General features: G+C 66.4%; 17 protein-coding genes. 1 reads left to right on the top strand and 16 read right to left on the bottom strand.

The genetic code is table 11. The annotated features are described in order from the left end of the window. The first annotated feature begins 67 nt into the window (after nucleotides 1-67). Nucleotides 68-1,288 carry a porin gene (locus ACQZF9_RS16030; RefSeq protein WP_428309963.1) on the top strand — a complete coding sequence of 407 codons (1,221 nt, stop codon included), beginning with the start codon at nucleotides 68-70 and terminating at the stop codon, nucleotides 1,286-1,288. Nucleotides 1,289-1,435: 147 nt separating this feature from the next. Here the strand turns inward: ACQZF9_RS16030 and gfa are convergent, their stop codons facing one another. The 16 genes from gfa to ACQZF9_RS15950 all read right to left on the bottom strand — a co-directional run bounded on the left by gfa (nucleotide 1,436) and on the right by ACQZF9_RS15950 (nucleotide 19,098). Beyond that, the gene (gfa, locus tag ACQZF9_RS16025; RefSeq protein WP_428309962.1) at nucleotides 1,436-2,017 is read right to left on the bottom strand and encodes an S-(hydroxymethyl)glutathione synthase; all 582 of its coding nucleotides are present in this window, start codon (nucleotides 2,015-2,017) and stop codon (nucleotides 1,436-1,438) included. 202 nt (nucleotides 2,018-2,219) lie between these two features. Further along, complete coding sequence (locus ACQZF9_RS16020) at nucleotides 2,220-4,298, bottom strand: sigma-54-dependent Fis family transcriptional regulator (protein WP_428309961.1); 2,079 nt, start codon at nucleotides 4,296-4,298, stop codon at nucleotides 2,220-2,222. Nucleotides 4,299-4,584: 286 nt separating this feature from the next. Beyond that, entirely contained in the window at nucleotides 4,585-5,697 is a 1,113-nt protein-coding gene (locus ACQZF9_RS16015) for an S-(hydroxymethyl)glutathione dehydrogenase/class III alcohol dehydrogenase (protein WP_428309960.1), read from the bottom strand. A 17-nt stretch (nucleotides 5,698-5,714) separates the two neighbouring features. Next, nucleotides 5,715-5,930, bottom strand: coding sequence for a hypothetical protein (locus ACQZF9_RS16010; protein ID WP_428309959.1), 216 nt, complete (start codon nucleotides 5,928-5,930; stop codon nucleotides 5,715-5,717). After that, on the bottom strand, nucleotides 5,927-6,811 hold the full coding sequence (locus ACQZF9_RS16005; RefSeq protein WP_428309958.1) for a vWA domain-containing protein: 885 nt from the start codon (nucleotides 6,809-6,811) through the stop codon (nucleotides 5,927-5,929). The genes ACQZF9_RS16010 and ACQZF9_RS16005 overlap by 4 nt, the downstream gene beginning before the upstream one ends. Before the next feature lie 128 nt (nucleotides 6,812-6,939). Then, nucleotides 6,940-7,536: a hypothetical protein gene (locus tag ACQZF9_RS16000; RefSeq protein WP_428309957.1), complete on the bottom strand. Its 597-nt coding sequence runs from the start codon at nucleotides 7,534-7,536 to the stop codon at nucleotides 6,940-6,942. Continuing rightward, nucleotides 7,533-8,522, bottom strand: a complete 990-nt coding sequence (locus ACQZF9_RS15995; protein WP_428309956.1) for a vWA domain-containing protein — start codon at nucleotides 8,520-8,522, stop codon at nucleotides 7,533-7,535. Before ACQZF9_RS15995 ends, ACQZF9_RS16000 begins: the two co-directional genes overlap by 4 nt. Further along, complete coding sequence (locus ACQZF9_RS15990; RefSeq protein ID WP_428309955.1) at nucleotides 8,519-9,442, bottom strand: hypothetical protein; 924 nt, start codon at nucleotides 9,440-9,442, stop codon at nucleotides 8,519-8,521. Before ACQZF9_RS15990 ends, ACQZF9_RS15995 begins: the two co-directional genes overlap by 4 nt. Then, nucleotides 9,439-10,296 carry a DUF58 domain-containing protein gene (locus tag ACQZF9_RS15985; protein ID WP_428309954.1) on the bottom strand — a complete coding sequence of 286 codons (858 nt, stop codon included), beginning with the start codon at nucleotides 10,294-10,296 and terminating at the stop codon, nucleotides 9,439-9,441. The genes ACQZF9_RS15990 and ACQZF9_RS15985 overlap by 4 nt, the downstream gene beginning before the upstream one ends. Nucleotides 10,297-10,561: 265 nt before the next feature. Next, entirely contained in the window at nucleotides 10,562-11,587 is a 1,026-nt protein-coding gene (locus ACQZF9_RS15980; protein ID WP_428309953.1) for an AAA family ATPase, read from the bottom strand. Nucleotides 11,588-11,671: 84 nt separating this feature from the next. Beyond that, nucleotides 11,672-12,223 (bottom strand): c-type cytochrome, encoded by a 552-nt coding sequence (locus ACQZF9_RS15975; RefSeq protein ID WP_428309952.1) that lies wholly within the window; start codon nucleotides 12,221-12,223, stop codon nucleotides 11,672-11,674. A 51-nt stretch (nucleotides 12,224-12,274) separates the two neighbouring features. Next, the gene (locus tag ACQZF9_RS15970; RefSeq protein WP_428309951.1) at nucleotides 12,275-13,915 is read right to left on the bottom strand and encodes a quinoprotein dehydrogenase-associated putative ABC transporter substrate-binding protein; all 1,641 of its coding nucleotides are present in this window, start codon (nucleotides 13,913-13,915) and stop codon (nucleotides 12,275-12,277) included. Between the two features lie 154 nt (nucleotides 13,916-14,069). Beyond that, a complete protein-coding gene (locus ACQZF9_RS15965) occupies nucleotides 14,070-15,920 on the bottom strand; it encodes a PQQ-dependent dehydrogenase, methanol/ethanol family (protein WP_428309950.1) in 1,851 nt (616 codons plus the stop codon). A 373-nt stretch (nucleotides 15,921-16,293) separates the two neighbouring features. Continuing rightward, nucleotides 16,294-17,136: an S-formylglutathione hydrolase gene (gene fghA / locus ACQZF9_RS15960; RefSeq protein WP_428309949.1), complete on the bottom strand. Its 843-nt coding sequence runs from the start codon at nucleotides 17,134-17,136 to the stop codon at nucleotides 16,294-16,296. A 175-nt stretch (nucleotides 17,137-17,311) separates the two neighbouring features. Further along, complete coding sequence (gene fba, locus ACQZF9_RS15955; RefSeq protein ID WP_428309948.1) at nucleotides 17,312-18,376, bottom strand: class II fructose-bisphosphate aldolase; 1,065 nt, start codon at nucleotides 18,374-18,376, stop codon at nucleotides 17,312-17,314. After that, nucleotides 18,367-19,098 (bottom strand): HAD-IA family hydrolase, encoded by a 732-nt coding sequence (locus ACQZF9_RS15950; RefSeq protein ID WP_428309947.1) that lies wholly within the window; start codon nucleotides 19,096-19,098, stop codon nucleotides 18,367-18,369. Before ACQZF9_RS15950 ends, fba begins: the two co-directional genes overlap by 10 nt. Between the last annotated feature and the right edge of the window lie 73 nt (nucleotides 19,099-19,171).

Below are 19,171 nucleotides of genomic sequence, written 5' to 3'. Positions count from 1 at the left end.
CGTTGCCCGCAAAATCTCTAACAGAGCGGGCTCTCGCTGCGGCACAACTATCGAGCGGGAGTCCAACATGCAAAAGCAGACGCACAACAGGCGCGGCATTCGTCATCTCGTGGCCGCATCCGCAGCGCTGATCAGCAGCACCAGCGCGCAGGCGATCGAAATCCAGGCTGGAGACTGGAAATTCACCGCCAACGGCAACGTCAACGTGCATTACATCCATTCCAGCTGCGACAACGACGGCACCGCACCGGTCGCCGGCGGCCTGGCCTGCATCGGCAGCGCCGGTGAAGACGACAGCTCCAGTGTCAGCGATGGCCTGCTGCCGGCGGCGCTGGTGTTCGGCGCATCGACCACGCAGAACGACTGGGATATTTCGGCCAATTTCGGTTTCTATCCCGGCATCAGCACCAACGACGGAGGCAGTCCGAACCTGGGCGGTACCAACACCGCGCTCGGCACCACCGGCCTGGATGTACGTCAGGTCTACATGACCTTCGGCAAAAAGGATCTCGGCACGTTCATGCTCGGCCGCAACTTCGGGCTGTTCGGCTTCGACGCGATCATCAGCGACATGACGATCTCCGGCGTCGGTGCCGGCAACGGCAACTACGCGGCGCCGGCGAACACGTCGCTGGGTTCCATCGGCCTGGGTTACATCTATGTGGATACGCTGGCGCAGATGAACTACACCACGCCGGATTTCTCGGGCTTCAAGGCAACGATCGGCATCTTCGATCCGGTAGAACCGATCCTGCAGGGCGCGCCGACACCCAAGGCGGCACCCGGTGTGCACGGCAAGCTCGCGTATACCGCTGGCGCGGTGTACCTTTCGGCGACCTTCCTCGAGCAGAAGCAGGAGGGCGTGATCGCAGGCGAGGATTACACCAGCCGCGGCTTCGACGCGGGCGGCAAACTCACGTTCGGCGCCGCGGAACTGATGGCCTATTACTACGCCGGCAAGGGCTTGGGCACGACCGGATTGTTCCTGCTGTCGGATGACGGTGCCGGACACGCGCGCGATTCGGACGGCTTTCTGGCTCAGGCGACTTACAAGTTCGGCGCGACCAAGGTCGGTGTCAATTACGGCGAGAGCAATCTGGATCTGGCCGACGGCGAAGCCTCGTCCAACCTGGTCAAGAAGAACAGCAAGGTCACCGCAGGCGTGTATCACAGCCTGACCAAGAACCTGACGCTGCTGGCCGAGTTCAGCGACGTCAAGGCCAAGGCCCACGACGACACCAAGAACAAGAGCAACAGCTTCAATGTGGGTGCGTTCCTGTCGTTCTGAGTGGTCGTGGCACACAAGAAAGCCGGGCTGAGGCCCGGCTTTTTTGTGCTCGTTTTCTCGTCTGACTGTAGGAGCGGATCCTATCCGCGACTGAGAGCTGCGAGAGCACAGTCGCGGATGGGATCCGCTCCTACAGGTAAACGACGGCTAGGACTTCAACGCCCCTGACAGTTTCGCCGTCTGCGTCGACAGCGCGTCCATCAGCGGCGGCGACAGGCAGTCGTAGGGCTGCAGCCCCAGTTCGCGGAAGCGGTCACGGATCGCGTCCATCTTCGACGGCGGCACTCCGCCTTCGATCGCCGACGATACGAAAGCCGCGAACGCCGGCGCCGACCAGCCGTTCTCCGACGACAGTTCGGTGTGCACGAAATCCAGGCCGTAGAACGCGTGATCCTTGTTCTCGATACGGCCATACAGATGCACGCCGCAGCCCTTGCAGGCATGCCGCTGGATCGCCGCCTTGGGATCGACGACGGACAGCTTGTCTCCGTTCTCGATGACCTTGACCGCGTCGCGCGAGACCACGGCGATCACCGCGAACGAAGCGCCGGCCGGTTTCCAGCATTTGGTGCAGCCGCAGGCGTGGTTGTGAGCGGTCTGCGCGCTGACGCTGACCTTGACCGGGTTCTGCGCGCACTTGCATGTCAGCGTGCCGCCGGCGAAGCCTTCTTTCGCCGCGCCCTTGATGCCGTTGTCCAACAGGGGATGAATCGGGATTGCGCTGGCCATAGTCTTATCTCCCTTGAACTTGGGCGACGCCGGCCGGCGCGCGTGACGTTGCTGAACTCATGGCATTCCTCCATCTTCTTCATGTAGGTAGCAAACAACGCTACACAGGCCCGTGATCGGGCTTGCTCGGTGGCCGGCAGGACAAGGTGGAGGGCGCATCCTGCTGTCGTGTCGGTATCGGCCACCGACCACGCTTGCGCCGCTAGCTGGTCGTATGCCCCGGTCCGGCCGAAATCAAAAATGCGTCGCCATAACGGCCGCTGCCGGCCGCCTCGTGATCCGGCAACCCCGGATCACCGCGACGCACGTCGCTGGCCTGGCGCACCAGGCCGTGACGATGCATCTTGCGGTACATGGTTTTGCGGCTGACATGCAGCTTGATCGCCGCTTCGCTGACGTTCCAATGGCAGCTTTCGAGTGTGCGCTGCAGTGCTTCGCGCTCGGCATCGCCGAGCGCATCGTCGTTTTCGCTGATGACGAAGTCGGCGTCGGCATTTACCGCGGCCTGCGTCAGCGGCTGCGTCGGTGACGGCGTGATGCGGGGCGCGACCAGCCCGCCATGCAGCCAGCGCTCGTCGAAATCGTCCGGCGTCAGCTGGTCGTTCTCGCTCAACGCGAGAATGTTGCGCAGCACGTTGCGCAGCTGGCGCACGTTGCCGGGCCAGGGGCAGCGCACCAGCCGGTCGATCAGCGCTTCGTCGATCCGCAGCGGCCGGTCGCCGGCCTCGCTGCGGATCAGCTGGTGCACCATGTCGCGCAGATCCTGGCGCTGGCGCAGCGCCGGCATCGTCAGCGTAATGCCGTTGAGCCGGTAGTACAGGTCGTCGCGGAACTGGCCGCGCGCGATCATCTCGACCAGGTCGCAGTGGGTAGCGCTGATGATGCGGATATCCACCGGCACCGGCTTGGTGCCGCCCAGCGGCATCACCTCGCGATCCTCGAGCACCGTCAGCACGCGCGCCTGCAGCGACAGCGGCATGTCGCCGATTTCGTCGAGGAACAGGGTGCCGCCGTTGGCCTGCAGGATGCGGCCGATGTTGCCCTGGCGCGCGGCGCCGGTGAACGCGCCGGGCTTGTAGCCGAACAGCTCGCTTTCGATCAGCTGTTCCGGGATCGCCGCGCAGTTGACCGACACCAGCGGCTGGTCGGCGCGCGCGCTGGCCTTGTGGATCTCCTTGGCGAAGTGACCCTTGCCGGTGCCGGTTTCGCCGAGCAGCAGGATCGAGATGTCGCGGTTCATCACGCGCCGCGCGATGTGATAGTTCGCGGCCATGGTCGGATCGCGCGAGTCCATCACCTCGGGCGTGCCGAGCATGAACGGCGTGACCGCCAGCCGCGTGCTGCTTTGCGTGTCCGGCGCCGGCGCCTGCACCACGGCGAACAGCCGCAGGTGGCCCAGATGCGCGGCGATCGGCTCGGGACGCAGCGACGGCCGCATCGACAGCGTGATCAGCTGCGCCAGCGTGGTGTCGAGCACCACGTCGATGTGCTCGCCGCACAGCGACTTGTGATCGCGATAGCCGAGCAGTTCCAGCGAGGCGCGGTTGGCGCCGACGACGATGCCGGTGTCGTCGAAAACCAGCACGCCTTCACCGGGCGTGCTGACGAACTCGGGGAACGGGTGAAAACGCAGGATGTAATTCGCGCGCGCCGCCTCGAGCAGCGTCCGGTTCTCGATGTTCAGCGCGGCGATTTCGACCAGCGCCAGTGTGTGCATCTGCGGCTCGTTGGAGCTGCCGGAAATGTCCAGCGCCGCGATCACGTTGCCCTGCATGTCGAATATCGGCGCTGCGGTGCAGGTAAGCCCGGTGTTCTGCACCAGGAAATGCTCGGAGCGGTGGATGATCACCGAGCGCTGCATCTGCAGGCAGGTGCCCATGCCATTGGTGCCCAGTTCGCGCTCGCTCCATATGGCGCCTTCGCGAAAACCGCTGCGCCGCGCAATGTCGGAGAAACCCGGGTCGCCGGTGTAACACAGGATCACGCCGTCACGATCGGTCAGCATGATGCCGTACTGTGAGTGCTGCATCTGCCGCGACAGGCCGAGCATTTCGACCCGCGCGATCGGCAGCAGCGCGCCGCTACGTTCGCGCCGCGCCTGCAGGTCGCCGCGCTCGACGATGATCGGCTTTTTACTCTGCAGAGGATCCAGCGCGTAGGAGCCGATGCAGCGGCTCCAGGAATGCCGCACTTCCTGGCCGATCTCGCGGTCGACCGCATGCCCGTGAATCGCGGACTCGATCAGGCGCGCGTGGCCCTGGACGTCTCGTCTGGCTTGCATTGCAGTGTCCTCCATCGCATTAGTCCTCATGCTGGTGTGCATGGGATCGATCTATGCGACGGAACAAACCGCCTGAAACCGGTAACGGGTTCGCCATCAGACTGGCGCGAATCCATTCCGCCGCTGTCGAGGCTTAAGGCTACTGCTAAAGAAAGACTATCGAAAGCTTTATTTTTTACGACGAAAGTCGGACAAAGCCGCGTCGAGCCCGGGAGCGGGGGCCCGGCAAGACAAACGGCTTGGTTTTTTTTCGTCAGGAGCATGATCTGTCGGTCAGGCGCGGCCGCTAGTAGCGGATGACCGAGCGGATCACCTTGCCCTCGTGCATCAGGTCGAAGGCCTTGTTGATCTCCTCCAGCGGCAGCACCTCGGTGATCATTTCGTCGATCTTGATCTCGCCGCCGAGATAGCGTTCGACGTAGCCCGGCAGCTGCGACCGGCCCTTGACGCCGCCGAAGGCCGAGCCGCGCCAGACGCGGCCGGTGACGAGCTGGAACGGCCGCGTGCTGATTTCCAGGCCGGCGCCGGCGACGCCGATGATCACCGACTCGCCCCAGCCCTTGTGGCAGCACTCCAGTGCCGAGCGCATCACGTTGACGTTGCCGATGCACTCGAACGAGAAATCGACGCCGCCGTCGGTCAGATCGACGATCACCTGCTGGATCGGTGTGCCCGGGTAATCCTTGGGATTGACGAAATCGGTGGCGCCCAGCGCCTTGGCCATTTCCCATTTCGTCGGATTCATGTCGACCGCGATGATGCGGCCGGCCTTGGCCATCACCGCGCCCTGTACCACCGACAGGCCGATGCCGCCCAGGCCAAATACCGCGACGCTGTCGCCGGGCTGCACCTTGGCCGTGTTGAGCACCGCGCCGATGCCGGTGGTGATGCCGCAGCCGAGCAGGCAGACTTTTTCCAGCGGCGCCTTCGGGTTGATCTTGGCGACCGATATCTCCGGCATCACCGTGTATTCCGAGAACGTGCTGGTGCCCATGTAATGCAGGATCGGCTTGCCCTTGATCGAGAAGCGCGAGGTGCCGTCGGGCATTACGCCCTTGCCCTGGGTCAGACGGATCTTCTGGCACAGGTTGGTCTTGCCGGACAGGCAGAACTTGCACTCGCCGCATTCCGGCGTGTACAGCGGGATCACGTGATCGCCGGGTTTGACGCTGGTGACGCCGGGACCGATCTCCTGCACGATGCCGCCGCCCTCGTGGCCGAGAATCACCGGGAACAAGCCCTCGGGGTCGGCGCCGGACAAGGTGAAAAGATCGGTGTGACAGACGCCGGTGGCGACGATCTTCACCAGCACTTCACCCGCCTTGGGCGCGGCGACATCGACTTCCTCGATCGACAGGGGCTTGCCGGCTTCCCAGGCGACTGCGGCTCTCGATTTCATTGGGCTCCTCGCGTTTTTTATTGAAGGGTTCGTTGGGCGTCGTGCTGCCTGCACCGACTCGATTGCAGCGCCCGTGCCAGCCGCCGCGCGGCCGACAAGTCGCTGAAAAACAGGCAGTTGAAAAGCGCGAGGCGAATCGCCTTGGTGCTGGCGGCGTGCGCCTGAGTCGGCCGGGTAACAGCACTGGGACGCAAACGACCCAGCAGCGCCGGCGGTTTGATCGCCGGGCTCACGCGCGCTCCGGCCACAGCCAGGCAGCGAGCAGCAGCGCCAGCGCGAGCAGGCCGAAGTACAGGCGCAGATCGCGCGCTGCGATGTCCAGGTGGGCGAGCTGCGGATCGGCCAGCGCGCGCGTGAACGCGGCGTCGCTGCCCAGGCGCAGATAGCGCATCTCGGCGGCCTGCGCGTACTGCTGCAGCGGTTCGCTGCGCAACGCCGACAAGTGCTCGTGCACGCCCGGTGCGCTGTCGATCGATGGCGGCAGAAAGCCGTCGTCGACGATGTTCATGTCGGGGTGGAAGCCATTGCGCGCCGCGTCGGCCGGCTGCCAGTAGCCGATGATCTCGTCGTGTTCGCCGAGCTTCGGGATCGGCCGTTCCTGCTCGCCGCCGACGCCGACGATGAAGCCGCGGCTCTTGCCGCGATGCGCCTGCAGATCGGCGAGTCGCACCTGCTCGCGATACGGCGCCTGGTCGCCATCGGTGAAGAACACCAGATCGAGACTGCGGCTGGCCGCCTCGTTCATCGCGCTGACGATACCGCTGTCGATACGCGAATTGCCGGCCCAGGCGCTGCGCCAGTCGACGCCGGCGACGACGCTGTGCATCGCCGGATAATGCGCGCAGATTTCCAGCGGCTCGAACAACACCAGGGTCTCGTCGTCGGCGAACAGCGCCAGCGCCGCGCGCGAGCCGCAGGGCAGCTGGCGCAGGCCGGCGTCCAGCGCCTGCTTGGCCGCATCCAGCCGCGATTGCGGCGCGGCGTCGACGCCCTGGTCGCGCACGTTCATGCTCTGCGTGACGTCGAGCACGAACAGATACGAAAAGCTCAGGCCGGGTGCGAGTCTCGTCGGTGCCGCATACACCGGCAACAGCGCCAGCATCGCCAGCAGCAACAGCAGCAGGCCGGGCCGCGGCCTTCTGTGACTGCCGCGAATGCGGGAATCCAGAGCGGCGAGAGCAGCTGTGGCACCGCTGGATTCCCGCCTGCGCGGGAATGACGATTGGGACCACGGGCGGCCGCTCACGGCAGACCGCGTATCGTGGTTTCCTGCATGCTCGCCCAGCCCGGCTCGGTGCCGAAACCCTGGTTGCGATTGCGCTCGTTGCGAGTCCAGCCTTCGACTCGTTTGCCCGGGCTCAGTCGCTCCAGCAGTTCGAGGTTGTAGCGCGCGTCGCGCAGCTCGGGGTCGAGCCGCAGCGCGTCGCGGTAGGCTTCGCGTGCCAGCTCCATCTGCGCCAGTCCGCGCACATGCGAGCCGCCGGCGGCGACGTCGCCGGCACGCAGTCCGATTTCGAAATACAGATTGGCCAGCGCGAACTTGGCGCGCGACGCCAGCTGCGGATCGGCGGCGCCTTCGGCATCGGCATAGCGCTGCAGCGCGAGCTGGTTCTGCTCGCTCTTCTGATACAGCCAGCCGGCGGCGTAGCGAACTGCCGGCGCATCGGGTATGTGCTTGAGCTCGATCAGCGTGCCGTCGGCGATCATGCGGTCGAGGCGCGCGGCGCGCTGCCATTGCAGCAGGCTGAAAGCGCACAGCGCGACGCTGCAGGCGAGCATCGCCCAGGCGATCTGCGTCGGCCGCGGCAAGCCCTTGCGCACGCGGCCAAGGATGCTCATGCGAGTACCCAGCTGCGCACCTCGGCCAGCTTGGCCGCGGTCAGCAAGGCCAGCAGCAGCAGCGCGAGGCTGTACAGCGGTGTCGCCAGATCGCGACGCGGCAGTTGCTCCTCGTAATGCGTCGGCAGATGGGTCAGCCGCCCGACCTGGGCGATCGCGTTCTGCACGTCGGAGGTGCTGGTCGCCTCCATGACCTGGTAGGGCACGCCGAGCTGCGAAAAGAACTGGTGCATCGACAGGCTTTGCGAAGATCCCGTCGCGCCGTCGATCACGCTGGGCTCGCGCGCGCCGCGCGTGTACAGCCAGATCAGCGACGCGCGGCGGCTGCCGAACAGGCTTTGCAGCAGCTCGCGATCGGGCGGCGGAATCGCCGCGCCGCCGTCGGATACCAGCAGGATCAGGCGCGCCGCGGTGTAGGGCCGATCGCGGAAATAATCCAGCGCCATGCCGAGCGCGCGGCCGACGCTGGTGAAGCCCATGCTGCGCGCCTCGGCACTTTTCAGCGCGGCTTCGGCCATCGGCCGGTCGTCGCCCAGCGGCGCGACCGCGATCGGCGTCGAACCGAAGGCGACGACGCCGAACATGTCGCCGCGGCGCTGGCGCATGAAGCCGAGCAGGATGCGCCGTGCGGCGACGATCTTGCTCTCGCCTTTGCGGGTGTCTTCCCAGCCGCTGGCCATCGGCTCGGACATGCTGCCGCTGCGATCGAAGACGACGACGATCTGGGCGCCGCTGCCGACATGGCGGACGCTGCCGCCGCCGGCGTAGGGGCCGGCCGCTGCCAGAATCAGCAGCGCGACCGTGGCGGCCGCCAGGCTGCGCAGCCCGGCCTGCAGCGCGCGTGACGGCCAGTCGATCGGCAGGTCGATCAGGCTCGGATGCGCGTGGTGACGCACGCCGTGAAACAGCAGCGGCAGCAGCGCCAGCGGTAGCGCCCACAGCAGCCAGGGATTGGCGAACGACAGGCCGCCGTCGGCGCCGCTCATGACAGGCCGCGCTCGCAGTCGCGCGCGCGCCGGCACAGGTCGAGCACGCGCGATGTCGGCCAGTCGCCGTTTCCATCAGCGTCGCCGGCTGCACCGTAGAACACGCGTCGCGAATGCTGGAACAGGCTGTCGAACTCCGCCTGCAGCGGCTGCAGATGCGGCGCCTGTGCAAACAGCAGCGGCAGGTTGTCCAGGTAAAGCGTCTGACCGGCGCTGCGATTCAGCGCCGCGTGCAGCTGGCGCAGCAGCGCGCGATACGTGGCCGCGTCCGGCGCGAGCGCGCGGCGACTGCGCAGATCGCGCAGCAGTAAGGTCAGCGGCCCCGGCTTGCCCGGCGACCACGGCAGGCGGTCATAAGCCCAGGCCAGATACAGCGCCAGCAGCAGCGAGGCGATCAGGCTGGCCAGCGCGGCCAGCGGCCAGCGCGTGCCGGCGATACGCACCGGCGGCAGTGTCGCGCGCGGCACGCGATCGGCGTCGCCGAGGCTCGCCGGCAGTACCGGCGACTGGTAGAACGGCTGCGCGGCGATCGTGACCGTCGTCGGTGTCGGCGTGTGCGCGGCTTGGTCGAAGCGCAACGTGAACGGCGGCACCGCCAGCTGCATCGCGCTCTCGACCGCGCCGAACATCTGGTAGCCGAGCTGCAGCGTGTAGCCACCGCGACGCGGCTCGACGCGTAGCTCACGCAGTTCCAGCCAGTTGTTGACGCGGCCCAGCCGCGGCAGCGATTCGGCGATCAGCCGGGTACCCGGCGGTACCCGGATGTCGATGCGCTGTTCCAGCCGGTCGCCGAGCACGTAACCGGTATCACGCATCTGCGCCTGCACCTGAAATGCCGGATTTTTCGCAGCGACCGCGTCCGCCGCGTTGGCCGGCATCGGCATCAGCAGCAGGGCCAGCAGCACGGCGCCGCGCATCATGCGGCCTCCAGGAAGTAACGCGTCAGCTGTGCCGGCTCGAAATCGTCGAGCACGAAGAACGGCCGGCGACCGGCCTCGCGGCACAGCCGCATCAGCGCTTCGCGGCGGGTCGCGTAAGCCACCAGCAGGCGCTCGCGCCATTTCGGCCGCAGCCAGACGAAACGGCTGCGGCCGGTTTCGCTGTCGCGCAGCCGCGCAATGCCCCAGCGCGGAATGTCGCGATCTTCCGCAGCGTCCCACAGCACGATCGGCACCACCTCGTGATGGGCCAGCGCGCGCAGGATGCGGCGCGTGTCGTCCTCGGGCCAGCCGAAATCCGAAATCAGGAACACCAGCGCGCGCTTGCCCGGCAGCTGCGCCACCGCCTGCAGCAGGCCGAGCGCGCTGCGGCCGCTGGGCGTGAAGCCGCTCAGGCGCCGGTCCAGCCATTGCGCCGCGCCCTTGTTGATCCGCGCCGGCAGGCTCAGCTCGCGGCGCAGCTGCTCGTCGGCCGCATACAGGCCGAAGCGGTCGCCGCTGCGCCAGGCCGAATGCGCCAGCGCCATCGTGATGCGCCGCAGCAGCTCGAACTTGTCGCGACGGCCGTGATACGCCATCGACGCCGACACGTCGGCGAGCACGAACACTTTCAGCGCCGAGTTCTGCTTGAAATCGCGCACCCACAGGCGCTGATAGGGATCGCGCAGGCTGGCGCGCAGATCCAGGCGCCGCGGATCGGGATGATCGTTCAGCGGCACCAGCGCGCGCAGCTCGTGGCCGCTGCCGGCATGCGCGCCGCGATGCGATCCCGGGAGTACACCGCCGGGTTTGAATTGCACGCGGTAGTCGACGAGGTCGACACTTTTACCGCTCATGACCACGCCCCGTTCGTCCCGAGTAGCCTCGCTTGCGAGGCGTATCGAGGGAGCCGACCGCTGTTGCGTCCCTCGATACGCTCACTGCGTGAGCGACTCGGGAGCAGCGGTGGGCAGGTCGCTTGTCTCCTTCCCCCGCTTGCGGGGGAAGGCCGGCATGGGGGCGGGCGGAGCGCGCTGCTCCGCGACTTCTCGCCCCCACCCCAACCCTCCCCCGCAGGCGGGGGAGGGAGATATCGATCGTATTGCGCGGGCATTTGTGGCCCTACGGCGCCGGCACGCCACGCAAGATCGCCGCGCTGAATTCCGGCGCGAGCTCGCTGCGCTGCAGTTCGTAGATCGGCGTGAAGAACACGCGATGGCCGATCACCTGGTGGAACACCGCGCGCAGATCTTCCGGCGTCAGGTGCAGCCGGCCGTCGAGCCAGGCCGCGACTTTGGCTGCGCGCACCAGCATGCTCATGCCGCGCGGGCCGGCACCGGCCAGGATCAGCTCGTCCATGTCGACGCCGTCGAGCCGGATGCCGGCCTGCGCCGGCCTGTGCGTGGCGCGGCGCAGGTGGCTGGCGTATTCCTGCACCGCGGCGCCGGCCTGCACGCTGGACTGGATCATGCGGGCGACGCTGCCGAGTTCGCGGTAGTCGAGCTGGCCTTCCTCGATGCGGTTGATCAGCGAATCGGTGTCATGAAAGCGTTCCTCGAACATCAGCTGGCGATGCACGCTTTCGTCGTCGGCCGGGTCGATTTCGATCTCCATCAGAAAGCGATCGCGCGCCGCACCGGGCAACTCGAATGTCTCTTCCTTCTCGACGCGGTTGCGGTCGGCAAATACCTGCAGGTGAGGGAAGTGATGCTCGGCGTTGAATGCGGTGACGCTGCGCTCGGCCATCACGCGCAGCAGCAGCGAATGCACCTGCGGCCGCGCGCGGTTGATCTCGTTGAAGAAGAACACCGACAGGTTGGCGCCATGTGCCAGCAGCGGTCCGGGATCGACGCGCGGCCGGCCGTCGCGGTCGACATGGGTGTGATAGATCATGTCGTGCGGCATCAGGTCGATGGTGCCTTCGACGCGCTGATAGGCGCCGCCGATACCGCGTGCGGCGGCGCGCAGCAAGGTGGTCTTGCCGACGCCGACGTCGCCTTCGAGCAGCACGTGGCCGCGCGCGAAGATCGAAATCGTCAGCAGCCGCACCGCCGGTGCCAGGCCCAGCACCACGTCGTTGAGCCTGCGCTCGAAGGCCAGTGCCTTGTCGCGCCAGCCTTGCAGATAGGCTTGCGTCACGTCGTTCAAGAGGCATCTCCCACGATCCGCCGCGCTGCGTCGCGGACAGCGTGACGGATCGTGCTGTGGACCGGCTGCGGGTCTGAAGCGCCGCTATTTCGCGGCCGGCGCCGGCTGGTCGCCGTACTTTCTCGATTCGCCGCCGCGATAGTTCGAGCGGATGAAGGTGATGATGCGCCAGAGGTCGTCGTCGCTCTTGACGATCATGCCGTGCTGCGGCATCGGCCCGACCACACTTTCGCGACCCTTGCGCGCATAGCCGGCTTTCTGCAATTCGTCGGTGCCGTCGGCGACCAGGCGGAACAGGGTGTCGTCGTCACCGCCGTAGACCCAGGTGTCGTTGGTCAGCGGCGGACACATGCCGCCACCACCGCCGCCGCCGTGGCAGCCATTGCAGCCGGATTTCATGTACAGCGTCTGCCCGGCGGCGACGATCGCCGCGTTGCTGTCGGTGTAGGGATTCTTCAGCGTGCCCTTGGGCGCCGCCTTGACGCGGTCCAGCGGCGGCATCACGTCAGCCGGCGGAGGGGGTGCATCGACTGCCTTGTGTTGCTGCGGAACCGGGAAATCATCCGCGCCTGCATCTGCAAAGGCCATCGTGGCCAGCACCATCGCGATCGCTCCGATCGTTACTCTCTTCAACACGGCTGCACTCCTTGTTGTTCGTGGCTGGGTGAAGGCTGCTGACGCCCGGGCTCAGACATGAGGCTTGGCGCTGTTGCTGGCGCCGGCTCCAGCGCCGGACGCCTGTTTCTGCAGCACGTCGATGACGGCGCGGTTGTCGCGCTGCTGCGCGATGCTCAGTGCGGTGCTGCCCTCGTCGCCGCGCGCATTCGGGTCGGCGCCGGACTGCAGCAACTTCTGCGCGATCTCGGCGTGATCGCCGGCGGCGGCGATCATCAGTGCGGTGACGCCGCCGGCGTTCTTGGCGTTGATCGCCGCGCCGCTGTCGATCAGCGCCATCGCGGCCTCGTCCCAGCTGCCGGCGATCGCCAGCATCAGCGGCGTATACGCCGCGCCGCCAACCTGCACGTCGAGCTTGGCGCCGGCCTTGGCCAGCGCACGGGTCGCCTCGGCCTTGCCCTGCTGCGCGGCCACGCACAGCGCGGTCAGGCCCTTGGGATTGGTGGCCTCGATCTGGGCGCCCTTGCTTATCAGCGCCTGGATGCTGGCCGGGCTGTCGCGCCAGGCGGCAAACATCAGCGGCGTCCAGCCGTCGCGGTCGGCGAGATTGACGTCGGCCTTGTTCGCGATCAGGAAGGTGGCGAGTTCGTCGCTGCGTGTGCGCACCGCGTTCAACAGCGGTGTGTAGCCTTCGGCGTCTCGCGTATTGATGTTGGCGCCGCGCTCGACCAGATAGCGCACGCGCACCAGGTCGCCGGCGGTGGCGGCATTGCTCAGCTCCTGATCCGGACTGGCGCCTTGCTTGAGCCACGACTTGAGCTGGTCCAACGTCGCGTCGGCGGCGTAGGGCGAGTTCTTCGAGCCATTGGGTTCGGCCGCGACATTCACCGGCGGCGGCGAGTTCTTGTACGCCCCGTGCGACGGCAGCTCGCCGCTGATCACGCAGGCGCTGCACTGCACCAGCGGCACGCCGTAGTCGTCGAGAATCTTGCGGATCTTGTCCTTCTCGTCGACCAGCGCCTGATTCAGGCGCTGCTGCAGGCCGCGGTCGCCGCGGCGCACGGCCAGCGCCATGTCGACTTCCATCGGCTCGTTGTCGTCCCACAGGTTGACCGGCTGCAGCGCCACCGGCGCGCCCTTGATGGTCTTGTAGTAACCGGCGAACGGCCCCCAGATGCCGACGACGTCGAGCTTGCCGTCGATCATCTGTTGCACTTGATACGACGGCTGGTGCTCGGGATTCTGTGCGCCGTCGTAGCTGATGAAATGCGTGGTGACGTTGCCCTTGATGTCGTGGCGCGCCAGCGTGTCGCGGATCGACGACATCTGGTACACGCCGACCTTGAGTTTTTTCAGCTTGGGGTCGTCGAGGTTCTTGAAATTGAGGCCGCGATCGCTGCGGTAGGCGAGTACGAAGCTGCTGCGATACAGCGGCGTGGTCGTCAGCACGCGCTCCATGTCGGAGGGCATGTCGATCATCACGTCGCAGGTGTTCGCGTCGAGCGTGCCGCGCAGCAGGCCGCGCTCGGTGGAGGCGCGCCAGTCATACACCAAGCCGACGCCGAGCGAGGCCGCGAGCACCTCGGCGATCTTGTTCTGAAAGCCTTCGCCGGCCTGGTTCGACAGCGGCATGTTGCCGGGGTCGGCACAGACGCGCAGTGCGCGTATCTCGCCGGCATGGGCCGTGGGCGTGCCGCTCAGGCTCGCCGCCACGAGGGCGCCGAGCGTCAACAGATTCCGGGATGAAACGGTAAAACTTGAAACCTTCGATGTCCTGGTCACGGGGCTGCTCCTGCGTTGCTGCGAGTAGGAACGCCCGGTGCTTGATCCAAGCACCGGGCGCCTGTTGCAGAACCGCCGTCGCCGCTCAGTTGACGCGGAAGGTGTACAGCGTGCCGCCTTGCGGAATCTTGTCGAGATTGGCTGCCTTGGTCATCGCGGTGGCGCCGATGGCGCCGTACTTGTCTTCAAGATCGAGACCGGCGGTGACCGGCAGGCCGATCCAGCCGCCGATGCCGCTCCACACCGACACGTACTGCTTGCCGTTGATCTTGTAGGTGACCGGGTTGCCGATGATGCCGGAGCCAAGCTTGCGCGACCACAGCACCTTGCCGGTCTTGCGATCCACCGCGCGGAAGTCGCCGCCGAGACTGCCGTAGAACGCCAGGCCGCCATCGGTGACCAGCGCGCCGCTCCAGTTCGGGTACTGGTCCGGAATCTCCCAGATGGTCTCGCCGGTGAGCACGTTGAACTTCTTGAACTTGCCGGTCACACCGGGCTTTTCCGGATACATGTAGACGTTGGCGAACACGTAGACCGTGCCCTGCTGGGTGTGCGAGCGCTCCTGCGGTTCCAGCTCCATGCACCAGTTGTTGGTCGGGCAGTAGGCGACGCCGGGTTCGTTCGGATCCAGGGCGCAGGGCTGCTGATCCTTGCCGCCCATCGCCGACGGACAGGCCTGTACGTTGTTGCCGAGGCCGAACGGAGAATGCTCCTTGACCTTGACCGGACGGCCGCTCTTGAGGTCGATCTTCTCGGCCCAGTTCGCGGTCACGTACTTGTTGGCGCGCAGCAGCGTACCGTCGGTGCGGTCGAGCACGTAGGCGAAGCCGTTGCGGTCGAAGTGCACCAGCAGCTTGCGCTTCTTGCCGTCGACTTCCCAGTCGGTGAGCATGTTTTCGTTGATGCCGTCGTAGTCCCACTGGTCGAACGGCGTCATCTGGTAGGCCCAGACCGCTTCACCGGTGTCGATCTTGCGCGCGAAGATCGTCATCGACCACTTGTTGTCCTGCTTGCCGGTGTTGCACTCCTCGTGGGTCTTTTCCGAGCAGCGATAGAACGGGCTCCACAGGCCGGGATTGCCGGTCGAGTGATACACCAGCTTCAGCTCCGGATCGTAGCTGTAGAAACCCCAGCTCGAACCGCCGCCGCGCTTGTACTCGTCACCCGGATAGCTCTTGATCGAGGCGTCCGTGGTGCCGTGCTGCGGGTTGGCCTTGTTGGTGGCCTTGGTGATGCAGGTTTCCTTGTCGGTGCCGGTGGACGAACATTCCCAGATCTTCTTGCCGTCCTTCAGGCTGTAGGCGGTGAAGCGGCCGCGGGCAGCGAATTCATCGCCGCCGAAACCGATCAGCACCTTGTCCTCGGCGATCAGCGGAGCCGGCGTGATGGTCTCGCCATTCTCCGGATGCGCGTGCTTGACCACCCAGACTTCCTTGCCGGTCTTGGCGTCCAGCGCGATCAGGAAGCCGTCGAGCGTGCCGAACACCACCTTGCCGTCGGCATACGACAGACCGCGGTTGACGGTGTCGCAGCAGGCGCGCGGCACCGCGGATTCGTCGCGGTCGGTCTGCTTGGTGTATTTCCAGATCGCCTTGGGATTGTCCGGATCGGAGAGGTCGAGCGCCTGCACGATGTTCGGCCAGCCGCTGATCATGTACATCATCGGCTTGCCGCCTTCGGTAATCACCAGCGGCTGGCCTTCGTGGCCGCGCAGGGTGCCGCTGGACTGCGACCACATCATCTGCAGCTTGTCGACATTGCCGGTGTTGATGTCGGCGAGCTTGCTGTGCCGGGTCATCGCCAGATCACCGCCGGGCATGCCCCATTGCGACGGGTCCTTTGCGCGTTGCACTTCTTCCGGATTGGCCGCGGCGTTACCGCTCAACGCCCCCAGGACCAAGGCGGCACAGACCATCCTTACGGTGTGGAAATTCATCTGCAGCTCTCCTTCGCATTGTGTCGTTTTATCCCGTCGTCGCGGCGGCGTATCCGTCGTGACCGATCAGTGAGCACCGTCGTCATGACATTGACGGGTGACTCGTCGCAGCTCGTCGCAGCCGCCGTGCCAGACTTGCAGGCGGTCGATTTATCGTTGTGCGTCAAGGGGATCGGGCTTGCGCCCTGGTGCCTGCCAGGCGTGTCGCCGTGGCCGGCGAGTCGGCCGCGCCACGGCAGTGTGTCGTCCGTGACACGAGGCCGCCGCACAGCAAAACGGCGGCATTGCGCCGCCGTTGATGCTTGCTGGATGAGGTCGTGAAGCGGCGACGACTAAAAAACGGGGTTGAATCGGGATTTCGTGGTGCTGGCTCTCAGCCCAGCAGCGTCTGCGCATGATGGCGCAGGTGATCGTCGATGAACGTCTGGATGAACCAGTACGAGTGATCGTAGCCCGGCTGGCGGCGCAGCCTGAGCTTCTGCCCGGAGGCCGCGGCCGCGTCCTCCAGCGCCTGCGGATGCAGCTGGCTGTCGAGGAAATTATCCGCGAGCCCCTGATCGACCAGGATCAGCCCGGGATGCGCTTGCGCGCGCATCAGCAGGCTCGCGTCCCAGCGCTGCCAGGCCTGGCGATCGGCGCCGAGGTAATGGCCGAAGGCCTTCTCGCCCCAGGGCACCGCGACCGGATTGCTGATCGGTGCGAACGCCGAGACCGAGTGCCAGAACGCGGGCCGGCTCAGCGCCGCGACCAGCGCGCCGTGGCCGCCCATCGAGTGGCCGAAGATGCCGCGCCTGTCGTCGCGCGCCGGAAAGTGTTTCTCGATCAGCGCCGGTAGCTCGTGGTTGATGTACGAGCTCATCCGGTAGTTTCGGCTCCAGGGCTCGGCGGTCGCGTCCAGATAGAAACCGGCGCCGACTCCGAAGTCCCAGGCATCGGCATCGCCCGGCAGGTTCAGGCCGCGCGGGCTGGTGTCGCAGGCCACCAGCATCAGCCCGAGTTCGGCGGCGAGCCGCTGCGCGCCGGCCTTGATGACGAAGGTTTCCTCGGTGCAGGTCAGTCCGGCGAGGTAGTACAGCGCCGGCACTTTGTGCTGCGCGGCCTGCGGCGGCTGGTACACCGCGAAGCGCATGTCGGTGCCGGTGGATGTCGAGGCGTGCGTGTAGTAGCCGAGGCGGCCGCCGTAACAGGCCTGTTCGCTGCGGGTTTCGAACGTCATGCGGTTCTCCGATAGGGCGTTGCTGCGAATGCGCGACGCGCGCCGACGGCGCGGCGGCGGTTACGGTAGCGACTGCGACGCTTCAGAACAAATCGGCCACGGCGCTCATGCGCGCTACGCGCCCGCGGTACCAAAGAGCAGCAGTGACCGCGGCGTGCTCTGCTGCGCGGAGCACTCAGTGAACCAGCGCGCGCAGCTCGCCCCTGCTGTAGCGTGCCGCCATCCGGTCCAGATGCAGCGGCTTGATCTTCGCGGCCTGCCCCGAGCTGCCGAAGGCGTCGAAGCGCAGCACGCAGATGTCCTTCGCCGCCGCGGTCGCGGCCTTGAAGAACGCGCGCGGATCGAATTCCCCCGGCGATTCGGCCATTTTTTGGCGCATCGCGCCGGTCATCGCCAGGCGGATGTCGGTGTCGATGTTGACCTTGCGCACGCCGTGTCGAATGCCCTGGCGGATTTCCTCGACCGGCACGCCGTAAGTCTGCTTGATGTCGCCGCCGCAGCGGCGGATCACCTCCAGCCATTCCTGAGGCACGCTGCTCGATCCGTGCATCACCAGATGCGTGTTCGGCAGCCGCGCGTGGATCGCCTCGATGCGCGCGATCGCCAGGATGTCGCCGGTCGGCGGCCGCGTGAACTTGTAGGCGCCGTGGCTGGTGCCGATCGCGATCGCCAGCGCGTCGACGCCGGTGGCTTCGACGAAGTCCGCGGCCTGGTCGGGATCGGTCAGCAGCTGGCTGTGGTCGAGCTTGCCGGCGGCGCCGACGCCGTCTTCCTCGCCGGCTTCGCCGGTCTCCAGCGAACCCAGGCAGCCGAGTTCGCCTTCCACCGATACGCCGACCGCGTGTGCCATTTCACTGACCTTGCGCGTGACGTCGCGGTTGTATTCGTAGCTTGCCGGCGTCTTCATGTCCTCGCGCAGCGAGCCGTCCATCATCACGCTGGAGAAGCCGCTGCGGATCGAGGCCTGGCATACCGCCGGCGAGGCGCCGTGATCCTGGTGCATGCACACCGGGATATGCGGGTAGCTTTCGACCGCGGCCTCGACCATGTGCCGCAGAAAAGCCTCGCCGGCGTATTGGCGTGCGCCGGCCGAAGCCTGCAGGATCACCGGGCTGTCGCAGTCGTCGGCGGCGCGCATGATCGCCTGGATCTGCTCGAGGTTGTTGACGTTGAACGCGGGCACGCCGTAGTCGTTTTCGGCGGCGTGGTCGAGCAGCTGGCGTAGCGAAATCAGCGCCATGAAAGAAGCTCCTTTGAGGGTTTGGGGCGGTTGGAGAGACCGCACTGACTGTCGCGCATGGCGGCGACGATCCACGAGAAGTCCGCGATCATCCGGTCCGGTGCATCCTCGATCACCGCGCGTCCGCCGTTGTAGCCGTAGGGCACGACCCAGCAGCGGATGCCGGCGTTGCGGCCGGTGGCGATATCGACCGCGGAGTCGCCGATCAGCAGCGCCTTGTTGCGATCGACGCCGTGCTCGCGCAGGCAGTATTCGACCGGCAGCGCATCGGGCTTTTTCGCCGGCAGGGTGTCGCCGGCGATCACCGGATCGAAGTAGTCCTGAAGTTCATGGCGCTCCAGCACCAGCCGCGCGAAGCGCATTTCGCGATTGGTCAGCACCGCCATGCGCACGCCGATATCGCGCAGCGCGGCCAGCGATTCGCGAACCTGCGGATATACCGTGCTGCGCTTGCCGCAGCGCTGCGCGTGAAAGCGGGTGAACAGGTCCATCAGGCAGTCGACGCCGCTGCCGGCGCGCAGCGCCGTTTCGCTCAGCCCGCTGGCATGCGCGTAGGCGCGGATCATCAGCTCGCGGCTGCCCTGGCCGATCCAGGTCCTCGCCAGCGCTTCGTCGACCGCGGCCAGGCCGAGTTCCAGCAGCACATCGTTGGCGGTGTCGCAGATATCGCCGGCGGTGTCGACCAGGGTGCCGTCGAGGTCGAACAGGATCAGTTCGTACATGGAGCTTTTCTCTTGCTGTGGGAGCGGACCCTGTCCGCGACCGAGGCCCCACCGGCACAGTCGCGGACAGGGT

This window comes from Hydrocarboniphaga sp. (assembly GCF_965279055.1).
Lineage (GTDB): Bacteria > Pseudomonadota > Gammaproteobacteria > Nevskiales > Nevskiaceae > Hydrocarboniphaga.
The sequence above is the reverse complement of the archived record's forward strand: the minus strand, read 5'-3'. Positions and strand labels throughout refer to the sequence as shown.

Coding starts and splice junctions, on each gene's coding strand:
- ACQZF9_RS16030 (WP_428309963.1), top strand. CDS start 68: ATGCAAAAGCAGACGCACAACAGGCGCGGCATTCGTCATCTCGTGGCC.
- gfa (WP_428309962.1), bottom strand. CDS start 2,017: ATGGCCAGCGCAATCCCGATTCATCCCCTGTTGGACAACGGCATCAAG.
- ACQZF9_RS16020 (WP_428309961.1), bottom strand. CDS start 4,298: ATGCAAGCCAGACGAGACGTCCAGGGCCACGCGCGCCTGATCGAGTCC.
- ACQZF9_RS16015 (WP_428309960.1), bottom strand. CDS start 5,697: ATGAAATCGAGAGCCGCAGTCGCCTGGGAAGCCGGCAAGCCCCTGTCG.
- ACQZF9_RS16000 (WP_428309957.1), bottom strand. CDS start 7,536: ATGAGCATCCTTGGCCGCGTGCGCAAGGGCTTGCCGCGGCCGACGCAG.
- ACQZF9_RS15995 (WP_428309956.1), bottom strand. CDS start 8,522: ATGAGCGGCGCCGACGGCGGCCTGTCGTTCGCCAATCCCTGGCTGCTG.
- ACQZF9_RS15990 (WP_428309955.1), bottom strand. CDS start 9,442: ATGATGCGCGGCGCCGTGCTGCTGGCCCTGCTGCTGATGCCGATGCCG.
- ACQZF9_RS15985 (WP_428309954.1), bottom strand. CDS start 10,296: ATGAGCGGTAAAAGTGTCGACCTCGTCGACTACCGCGTGCAATTCAAA.
- ACQZF9_RS15965 (WP_428309950.1), bottom strand. CDS start 15,920: ATGAATTTCCACACCGTAAGGATGGTCTGTGCCGCCTTGGTCCTGGGG.
- fghA (WP_428309949.1), bottom strand. CDS start 17,136: ATGACGTTCGAAACCCGCAGCGAACAGGCCTGTTACGGCGGCCGCCTC.
- fba (WP_428309948.1), bottom strand. CDS start 18,376: ATGGCGCTGATTTCGCTACGCCAGCTGCTCGACCACGCCGCCGAAAAC.
- ACQZF9_RS15950 (WP_428309947.1), bottom strand. CDS start 19,098: ATGTACGAACTGATCCTGTTCGACCTCGACGGCACCCTGGTCGACACC.